4 protein-coding genes are annotated in these 10,158 nt (G+C 67.0%); 3 read left to right on the top strand and 1 reads right to left on the bottom strand.

What is annotated here, in order from left to right; genetic code table 11:
- Nucleotides 1-12: 12 nt before the first annotated feature.
- The 3 genes from ACFOWZ_RS11320 to ACFOWZ_RS11310 all read left to right on the top strand — a co-directional run bounded on the left by ACFOWZ_RS11320 (nucleotide 13) and on the right by ACFOWZ_RS11310 (nucleotide 8,935).
- Nucleotides 13-804, top strand: coding sequence for a hypothetical protein (locus ACFOWZ_RS11320; protein ID WP_382371769.1), 792 nt, complete (start codon nucleotides 13-15; stop codon nucleotides 802-804).
- 648 nt (nucleotides 805-1,452) lie between these two features.
- Nucleotides 1,453-4,938, top strand: a complete 3,486-nt coding sequence (gene rpoB / locus ACFOWZ_RS11315; RefSeq protein WP_030473484.1) for a DNA-directed RNA polymerase subunit beta — start codon at nucleotides 1,453-1,455, stop codon at nucleotides 4,936-4,938.
- Nucleotides 4,939-5,038: 100 nt separating this feature from the next.
- On the top strand, nucleotides 5,039-8,935 hold the full coding sequence (locus tag ACFOWZ_RS11310) for a DNA-directed RNA polymerase subunit beta' (protein WP_030473483.1): 3,897 nt from the start codon (nucleotides 5,039-5,041) through the stop codon (nucleotides 8,933-8,935).
- Nucleotides 8,936-8,991: 56 nt separating this feature from the next.
- Here ACFOWZ_RS11310 and ACFOWZ_RS11305 read toward each other — a convergent pair whose 3' ends face one another.
- The gene (locus ACFOWZ_RS11305; protein WP_382371767.1) at nucleotides 8,992-10,092 is read right to left on the bottom strand and encodes a DUF418 domain-containing protein; all 1,101 of its coding nucleotides are present in this window, start codon (nucleotides 10,090-10,092) and stop codon (nucleotides 8,992-8,994) included.
- Nucleotides 10,093-10,158: the final 66 nt, after the last annotated feature.

The following is a 10,158-nucleotide window of genomic DNA, read 5'->3' as shown; positions in this document are numbered from 1 at the left end:
GGACGAGTGCAAGTGCCTCCATCCCGCCGCCGCCCCATCCCGACGCCTCCGGCCGGAGGCCGCCCGAAGGTCGCCGGTCTGCACCGGCGCGCCTCCGACGCGGCTGCTGCTGCTCCCGAGGTAGTGGAGGAGGAGCAGGAGGAGCTCAAGGCGCCGACGGCGGTCGAGTGGACGCCACCTGCGACGAAGCAGCCGGACGCCGAGCTCACCGAGAAGAAGGCCAGGTTCTCGGCCGACGCGGAGAAGGTGGAGTCGACGCCGGCTGCGGCTGGTCGGCCCGGCTGGATGCTGCCCGCGGCCCTGCTCCTGGTGGCGGTCCTGCTGGGCGGCCTGGGCACGTTCTTCCTGGTCAAGTCGCGCGCGGTGTCCTACGACGCCGCCCTGGTCGACGCCGCGACCACGTCTGCGGTCAACGGCCAGGTCCGCGAGGCCGTGGAGAAGTCGTTCTCGTACAACTTCGCCGACGTCGAGTCGACGGAGAAGGCGGCTCGCGAACTGCTCACGGGCAAGGCCCTGTGCCAGTACAACGCCGTGTTCGGCCCGGTGAAGGAAGTCGCGCCGCAGCAGAAGCTGGTCGTGACGGTTCGTGTCGTCTCATCGGCCGTGTCGTCCCTGAAGGACGGCCACGCGACCGTGCTGGTCTTCGCCGACCAGGTCACCACCCGCACGACCGACAACCAGTCGGGCGGCGGCACCGCGATGCTCCGCGTGAGCGCGGTCGACACCGGTGGCCGGTGGAAGATCGACAACATGGAGATGTTCGGCGCCACGGCCGAACAGAACCAGCAGCTCCAGACCTGCTGACCGGAACGCGGGGCCCCCGCGTTACCTTCCGGGGAACGCGGGGCCCCCGCGTTTCCTCCTACGGCACGCGGGGCCCCCGCGTGCGCTCGAAGCGAACGAAAGCTCCCCGCGTGCACTTCGGCCGCGGCGAGAAGCGGCCCTCATCTCGTCGGGTCGTTTGGGGCAGGCCGGTGGTTGGCCGATCGGCGCCGTCCCCTAAGATCAACTCCGCTGTGAGGGGCCCGGAAGTACCCGGAAAGCACTGAAAACACCCCCTCCGCCAGCCCCGACACGCGTGATCTCAGTCACACAAATCTGGTGGCGCTCTGTAAGTTCACTTGAAGCCGCCAACTTCCAACCAAATCGGCCGCACACGTGTTTGTGCAGGTCAAATGGGTGACGGTCGGTGGACATCGCTCCATCCAGAGGGTGGATCGGCGCGCAACATCTTGACTGCACGCTCATGCAGGGTCACTCTGTCGGTGAGCAAGAGGAGGGTCCTTCCAGGTGCCTCTCGACAGTCGCCGTGCGCGTGGCTAGACTGCCCCTTTGCGCTGCCCATTTTCCGCTTGCCCTTCGCCGAGAGCGTGGATTAGTCGGGCATCGCCGCACCCTTGACAGCCGTGCTAGTTCGCTCTAGCCAGCTACCTGTCCCTGGAAGGACGCATCTTGGCGATCTCTCGCGCGACCAAGGCCACTGCTGCGACCAACTCCACGTCGGGGATCCCTGGAGCGCCGAAGCGCGTCTCGTTCGCAAAGATTCACGAGCCGCTCTCGACGCCCAACCTGCTCGACCTGCAGATCCAGTCGTTCGAATGGCTCACCGGCGACGAGGCGTGGTTCCAGCGTCGCGTCGACGCCGGCGACGAGACCCCGACGGGCGGCCTCGAAGAGGTCCTCAACGAGATCTCGCCGATCGAAGACTTCTCCGGCTCCATGTCACTGTCCTTCTCCGACCCGCGCTTCGACGAGGTCAAGGCCTCGACCGAGGAGTGCAAGGACAAGGACATGACGTACGCGGCACCGCTGTTCGTCACGGCGGAGTTCACCAACCACACCACTGGCGAGATCAAGAGCCAGACGGTGTTCATGGGTGACTTCCCGATGATGACGAACAAGGGCACGTTCATCATCAACGGCACCGAGCGCGTGGTTGTCTCCCAGCTCGTGCGTTCGCCCGGTGTCTACTACGACACCGCGGTCGACAAGACGACGGACAAGGACGTCTTCAGCGTCAAGATCATCCCGTCCCGGGGTGCCTGGCTGGAGTTCGACGTCGACAAGCGCGACACCGTTGGTGTCCGCATCGACCGCAAGCGTCGCCAGCCGGTGACGGTGCTGCTGAAGGCTCTGGGCTGGAGCACCGAGCAGATCCGCGAGCGGTTCGCGTTCAGCGAGACGTTGCTGACCACGCTCGAGAAGGACCACACCGCGGGTACCGACGAGGCGTTGCTCGACATCTACCGCAAGCTGCGTCCGGGCGAGCCGCCCACGAAGGAGTCCGCGCAGGCCCTGCTGGAGAACCTGTTCTTCAAGGACAAGCGCTACGACCTGGCGAAGGTTGGCCGCTACAAGGTCAACAAGAAGCTGGGCCTGGACACCGACATCAACACCGGTGTGCTGACCGAGGACGACATCGTCACGACGATCGAGTACCTCGTCCGCCTGCACGCGGGTGAGACGCAGATGGACGCCGCCAACGGCACCGACGTTCCCGTCGAGGTCGACGACATCGACCACTTCGGCAACCGTCGCCTGCGCACGGTCGGCGAGCTGATCCAGAACCAGATCCGCGTCGGTCTGTCCCGCATGGAGCGCGTCGTCCGCGAGCGCATGACCACGCAGGACGTCGAGGCGATCACGCCGCAGACCCTGATCAACATCCGTCCCGTCGTGGCGGCGATCAAGGAGTTCTTCGGCACCTCGCAGCTCTCGCAGTTCATGGACCAGACCAACCCGCTCGCGGGTCTGACCCACAAGCGCCGCCTGTCGGCGCTGGGTCCCGGTGGTCTGTCCCGTGAGCGGGCCGGCATGGAGGTCCGCGACGTCCACCCGTCGCACTACGGCCGCATGTGCCCGATCGAGACGCCGGAAGGCCCGAACATCGGTCTGATCGGTTCGCTCTCGAGCTACGCGCGGGTCAACCCGTTCGGCTTCATCGAGACGCCGTACCGCAAGGTCACCGAGGGCCGGGTCACCGACCAGATCGACTACCTGACCGCGGACGAGGAAGACCGCTTCGTCAAGGCGCAGGCGAACTCGCCGACCGACGACGAGGGCAACTTCACCGACGACCGCGTTCTTGTTCGCAAGAAGGGCGGCGAGGTCGAGTTCATCGACCCGATGGACGTCGACTACATGGACGTCTCGCCGCGCCAGATGGTGTCGGCCGCGACCGCCATGATCCCGTTCCTCGAGCACGACGACGCGAACCGCGCCCTGATGGGTGCGAACATGCAGCGTCAGGCCGTGCCGCTGCTCCGCTCCGAGTCGCCGCTGGTCGGCACCGGCATGGAGCTGCGTGCCGCGGTCGACGCCGGTGACGTCGTCGTCGCGAAGAAGACCGGTGTGGTCGAGGAGGTCTCCGCCGACTACATCACCGTCATGGCCGACGACGGTGCGCGCAACACCTACGCGCTGCACAAGTTCCGTCGCTCGAACCAGGGCACCTGCATCAACCAGAAGCCCATCGTCAACGAGGGCGACCGGGTGCAGGAGGGCCAGGTCCTGGCCGACGGGCCGTGCACCGAGAACGGTGAGATGGCGCTCGGCAAGAACCTGCTCGTGGCGATCATGCCGTGGGAAGGCCACAACTACGAGGACGCGATCATCCTGTCGCAGCGCCTCGTGCAGGACGACGTTCTCACCTCGATCCACATCGAGGAGCACGAGATCGACGCCCGCGACACGAAGCTCGGCGCCGAGGAGATCACCCGGGACATCCCGAACGTCTCCGAGGAGGTCCTGGCCGACCTCGACGAGCGCGGCATCATCCGCATCGGTGCCGAGGTGCAGCCTGGCGACATCCTCGTCGGCAAGGTCACGCCCAAGGGCGAGACCGAGCTGACCCCCGAGGAGCGCCTGCTCCGCGCGATCTTCGGTGAGAAGGCGCGCGAGGTCCGCGACACCTCGCTCAAGGTGCCGCACGGCGAGTACGGCAAGGTCATCGGCATCCGCGTCTTCTCGCGTGAGGACGACGACGAGCTGCCTCCGGGCGTGAACGAGCTCGTCCGCGTCTACGTGGCCCAGAAGCGCAAGATCCAGGACGGTGACAAGCTCGCCGGCCGCCACGGCAACAAGGGCGTCATCGGCAAGATCCTCCCCGCGGAGGACATGCCGTTCCTCGAGGACGGCACGCCGGTCGACATCATCCTGAACACCCACGGTGTGCCGCGTCGTATGAACATCGGCCAGGTGCTGGAGACCCACCTCGGGTGGATCGCCAAGCAGGGCTGGAGCGTCAACGGCGACCCGGACTGGGCGAAGAACCTGCCGGAAGAGCTGTACGACGTCGAGCCCGGCACCAAGACCGCGACCCCCGTCTTCGACGGCGCCAAGGAAGAGGAGATCACGGGCCTGCTCGGCTCGACGATCCCGAACCGCGACGGCGAGCGGATGGTCAAGGAGAACGGCAAGGCGCAGCTCTTCGACGGTCGCTCCGGCGAGCCGTACCCGTTCCCCGTGTCGGTCGGCTACATGTACATCCTGAAGCTGCTGCACCTGGTGGACGACAAGATCCACGCGCGTTCGACCGGCCCGTACTCGATGATCACGCAGCAGCCGCTGGGTGGTAAGGCGCAGTTCGGTGGTCAGCGCTTCGGTGAGATGGAGTGCTGGGCGATGCAGGCGTACGGCGCCGCGTACACCCTGCAGGAGCTGCTCACCATCAAGTCCGACGACGTGCTCGGCCGCGTGAAGGTCTACGAGGCCATCGTCAAGGGCGAGAACATCCCGGAACCCGGCATCCCGGAGTCCTTCAAGGTGCTGCTCAAGGAGCTGCAGTCGCTGTGCCTCAACGTCGAGGTCCTGTCTTCGGACGGTGCCGCGATCGAGATGCGCGACGGCGACGACGAGGACCTGGAGCGCGCGGCCGCGAACCTCGGCATCAACCTGTCGAGGTCCGAGTCGCCCTCCGTGGACGACGTCGTCAACTAGTCACCTCGCCGGCCGTCAGGGGGAACACCTCCCGCGTTCCCCCTGACGGCCTCCCGACCAGCTCCTTTGCCACCGATCTAAAAAGGGGAAGAGAGTAGACGTGCTCGACGTCAACTTCTTCGATGAGCTCCGCATCGGTCTCGCGACCGCGGACGACATCCGCCAGTGGTCTTTTGGCGAGGTCAAGAAGCCCGAGACCATCAACTACCGCACGCTCAAGCCTGAGAAGGACGGCTTGTTCTGCGAGAAGATCTTCGGTCCCACCAGGGACTGGGAGTGCTACTGCGGCAAGTACAAGCGCGTGCGCTTCAAGGGCATCATCTGTGAGCGCTGCGGCGTCGAGGTGACCCGTGCGAAGGTGCGTCGTGAGCGCATGGGCCACATCGAGCTCGCCGCTCCGGTCACGCACATCTGGTACTTCAAGGGCGTTCCCAGCCGGTTGGGCTACCTGCTCGACCTGGCCCCCAAGGACCTCGAGAAGATCATCTACTTCGCCGCCTACGTGATCGTGGGCGTGAACGCCGAGCTGCGCCACAACGACCTGCCCACGCTCGAGAGCGAGATGCAGGTCGAGCGCAAGCGCGTCGAGAACCGCCGCGACGCCGACGTGGAGGCCCGCGCCCAGAAGCTCGAGGCCGACCTGGCCGAGCTCGAGGCCGAGGGTGCCAAGTCCGACGTGCGCCGCAAGGTCAAGGAGGGTGGCGAACGTGAGATGCGCCAGCTCCGCGACCGCGCCCAGCGCGAGCTGGACCGCCTCGACGAGATCTGGTCCACGTTCACCAAGCTCGAGCGCGCTCAGCTGATCGCGGACGAGCTGCTCTACCGCGAGCTGTACGACCGCTACGGCGACTACTTCACCGGTGCCATGGGCGCGGAGGCCATCCAGAAGCTCCTGGGTGACTACGACGTCGACGCCGAGGCCGACATCCTGCGCGAGACGATCCGCAGCGGTAAGGGCCAGAAGAAGCTGCGTGCGCTCAAGCGCCTCAAGGTCGTTGCCGCCTTCCAGGCGACCCGCAACAACCCGCAGGGCATGGTCCTGGACTGCGTCCCGGTCATCCCGCCGGACCTGCGCCCGATGGTGCAGCTCGACGGTGGCCGCTTCGCCACGTCCGACCTGAACGACCTGTACCGCCGCGTCATCAACCGCAACAACCGGTTGAAGCGACTGATCGACCTCGGCGCGCCCGAGATCATCGTCAACAACGAGAAGCGGATGCTGCAGGAGGCCGTCGACGCGCTGTTCGACAACGGCCGCCGCGGCCGCCCGGTCACGGGTCCCGGCAACCGCCCGCTGAAGTCGCTGTCCGACCTGCTGAAGGGCAAGCAGGGCCGGTTCCGCCAGAACCTGCTCGGCAAGCGCGTCGACTACTCCGGCCGTTCGGTCATCGTGGTCGGCCCGCAGCTCAAGCTGCACCAGTGCGGTCTGCCCAAGCAGATGGCTCTGGAGCTCTTCAAGCCGTTCGTGATGAAGCGGCTCGTGGACCTCAACCACGCGCAGAACATCAAGTCCGCCAAGCGGATGGTCGAGCGTGCGCGCCCGGCCGTGTGGGACGTGCTGGAAGAGGTCATCACCGAGCACCCGGTGCTGCTGAACCGTGCACCTACGCTGCACCGCCTCGGCATCCAGGCCTTCGAGCCGCAGCTGGTCGAGGGCAAGGCCATCCAGCTGCACCCGCTGGTCTGTGAAGCGTTCAACGCCGACTTCGACGGTGACCAGATGGCAGTCCACCTGCCGCTGTCCGCCGAGGCGCAGGCTGAGGCCCGCGTCCTGATGCTGTCGTCGAACAACATCCTGTCCCCGGCGTCCGGCAAGCCGCTGGCCATGCCGCGTCTGGACATGGTGACGGGTCTGTACCACCTGACCCGGCACAAGGCCGGCGACATCGGCGAGGGTCACTTCTACTCGTCGCCCGCCGAGGCCCTGATGGCGTTCGACCGCAAGGTCCTGGGCCTGCAGGCGATGGTGAAGATCCGCGTCTCCGACAAGAACCCGCCGAAGGGCCAGGAGCCCGAGGGCTGGGAGCCCGGTCAGCCGTGGCTCGCGGAGACCACGCTGGGTCGCGTGCTGTTCAACGAGATCCTGCCGCAGGACTACGCCTTCATCAACGAGGTCATGCCCAAGAAGCGGCAGGCCGTGATCATCAACGACCTCGCCGAGCGGTACCCGATGGTCACCGTCGCCCGGACGCTGGACAAGCTGAAGGACGCCGGTTTCCACTGGGCCACCCGTTCCGGTGTGACCGTCGCGATCTCGGACGTCCTCGTGCCCGCGGCGAAGCAGGACATCCTCGAGGAGCACGAGCGCCTCGCGGACGCCGTCGAGAAGCGCTACCAGCGCGGTCAGCTCTCCCACGAGGAGCGCAACTCCGAGCTGGTCAAGGTGTGGACCAAGGCCACCGAGCAGGTCCACGAGATCATGGAAGACAACTTCCCCGAGGACAACTCGATCCGCGTCATCGTGCAGTCCGGCGCCGCCGGCAACATGACGCAGGTCCGTTCGCTCGCGGGTATGCGTGGTCTCGTCACCAACCCGAAGGGTGAGTACATCCCGCGTCCGATCAAGAACTCGTTCCGCGAGGGCTTGTCGGTGCTGGAGTACTTCATCGCGACGCACGGTGCCCGCAAGGGTCTGGCCGACACCGCGCTGCGTACCGCCGACTCGGGTTACCTGACCCGTCGTCTGGTGGACGTCTCGCAGGACGTCATCATCCGCGAGGTCGACTGCGGCACCACCCGTGGTGTGCAGATGACCGTCGGCGAGCAGCTGGGCGACAAGGTCGGCCTGCACGAGTTCGCGCAGACGTCGGTCTACGCCCGCACCGTCGCGGACGACATCACGGACGCCCAGGGCAACCTGGTGCTGAACCGCGGTGACGACCTCGGCGACCCGGCACTGCAGTCGCTGGTCGACGCGGGCATCCTCCGCGTCAAGGTCCGCTCGGTCCTGACCTGTGAGTCCGCGGTCGGTGTGTGCGCGTCCTGCTACGGCCGCTCGATGGCCACCGGCCAGCTGGTCGACGTCGGCGAGGCCGTCGGCATCGTCGCCGCCCAGTCGATCGGTGAGCCCGGCACGCAGCTGACGATGCGTACGTTCCACCAGGGTGGTGTGGCCGGTGACGACATCACGACCGGTCTGCCCCGTGTCCAGGAGCTCTTCGAGGCCCGCGTCCCGAAGGGCAAGGCGCCGATCGCCGACGTCGACGGCCGCGTCCGCATCGAGGACGGCGACCGCTTCTGGAAGATCACGCTGATCCCGGACGACGGCTCCGAGGAGATCGTGTTCGAGAAGCTGTCCAAGCGTCAGCGTCTCGCCAACACGGCGACGGGCCCGCTGCAGGACGGCGACCACGTGGCCGTCGGCCAGCAGCTGCTGGAAGGTACTCCGGACCCGCACGAGGTCCTGCGCGTCATGGGCCCGCGCGAGGCCCAGCTGCACCTGGTGCAGGAAGTGCAGAAGGTGTACCGCGCCCAGGGTGTGGCCATCCACGACAAGCACATCGAGGTCATCGTCCGGCAGATGCTCCGCCGGGTCACGATCATCGACTCCGGCGCGACCGAGTTCCTGCCGGGCTCGCTGGTCGAGCGCGCCGACTTCGAGTCGGGCAACCGCGCGGTCGTCGCCGAGGGTGGCGAGCCGGCTGCCGGTCGTCCGGTGCTGATGGGTATCACGAAGGCGTCTCTCGCGACCGACTCGTGGCTGTCCGCCGCGTCGTTCCAGGAGACGACCCGCGTGCTGACCGACGCCGCCATCAACGGGCGTTCGGACAAGCTCATCGGTCTGAAGGAGAACGTGATCATCGGTAAGTTGATCCCGGCTGGTACGGGCATCAACCGCTACCGCAACATCCAGGTTCAGCCGACTGAGGAGGCGCGTGCGGCTGCGTACGCGATTCCTTCTTACGACGACGGGTACTACACCCCGGACGTCTTCGGCACGGGCACTGGTGCTGCGGTGCCGTTGGACGACTACGACTTCGGTCGCGACTACCGCTAGTCGGTTGTTCTGGAACGGCCCCCGGAGCCTCGACGCTCCGGGGGCCGTTCCCGTCCTCACCGGTAGGTGAGCTTGCGCAGCAGCGTCTCCGCCGGCCCTTGAACGTTGTTGCGCCGCAACGCTTCTGCGAACACGACGGTGGCCAGCCAGGTGAGCACGGCGATGCCGGACACCGCCGCGGTGCCCACTTCGGTGCCGAGCCCTCCGGCGTACGGTACGAACACGGTCACGAACACCACTGACTGCAACAGGTAGCAGGTCATCGACCGCTGCCCGCAGGCGGCGAGTGCGGTCAGCACCGGCCCCGGCGTCGTGGTGCGAGCCGCGACGAGTCCCATCAGCGCCGCGTAGCCGAGACCGCCGACCACCCCGCTGAGGCCGTGCAGCACGTAGAGGGCCACCTCCGGCGCGCCCTCCCAGAGACCGGTGTCGACCAGCGCCAGCGGCAGCCCGCCGAGAACGGCGACGCTGATGCCGCCGAACGCGACGGCACGCAACGTTTTCCGGTGCTCGTGCGGCTCGACCAGCAGTCGCCTCCGTGCCGCCCACACACCGAGAACGAACGGCACGACGAGCTCGATGACGAAGAACGGCGTCAACGCACTCCACAGCGCGATCCGGTCGACCAACGCGCTCACAGGGTCCGCGGCGGCTGTCATCCCCGACGCGCCGCCGAACTCCGCGATCCGCAGACCGCCCAACGTGATCACCACGCCGTGCACGACCAGCCACAGCCCCGCAAACACCAGCAGCGACCGGTCCCGCCACCGCACCACCCCCGCGAGCGCCAGCCCGAGCAGCCCGTACGCGCCCAGGATGTCGCCGAAGAACAACAACAGGGCGTGCAGGCACCCGAACACCAGCAGCCACGCGCTGCGCCGCCGCAGCACCCGCAGTGCGTCGCCGCTCTGCTTGGCCGCGATCTGTACGAACCCGTAGCCGAACAGCGCGGCGAACATCGGCATGGCCCGTCCGTCGACCAGCGTCACCTGAACCCCGGTGACCAGCAGGTCGAGCGGGCTGCCGTCGAGCGCATACGAGCGGAAGCCGGTCTGGTGCCCGGACAGGTACATGTGGGCGTGCGCGAGTGCGATGAGCAGCAGCATCACGCCGCGCGCGAGGTCGGGCGCGAGCGCCCGGCGAGTGAGTGTGAGCATCGGCAATCCCCCATTAGATACGCATCCGTAGCTTATCGAGCTGATAAGATACGGCATCGTTTCTTG

The organism is Lentzea rhizosphaerae, from assembly GCF_042649515.1.
GTDB classification, from domain to species: Bacteria; Actinomycetota; Actinomycetes; order Mycobacteriales; family Pseudonocardiaceae; genus Lentzea; species Lentzea aerocolonigenes.
This window is presented reverse-complemented; position numbering and strand designations above follow the sequence as displayed.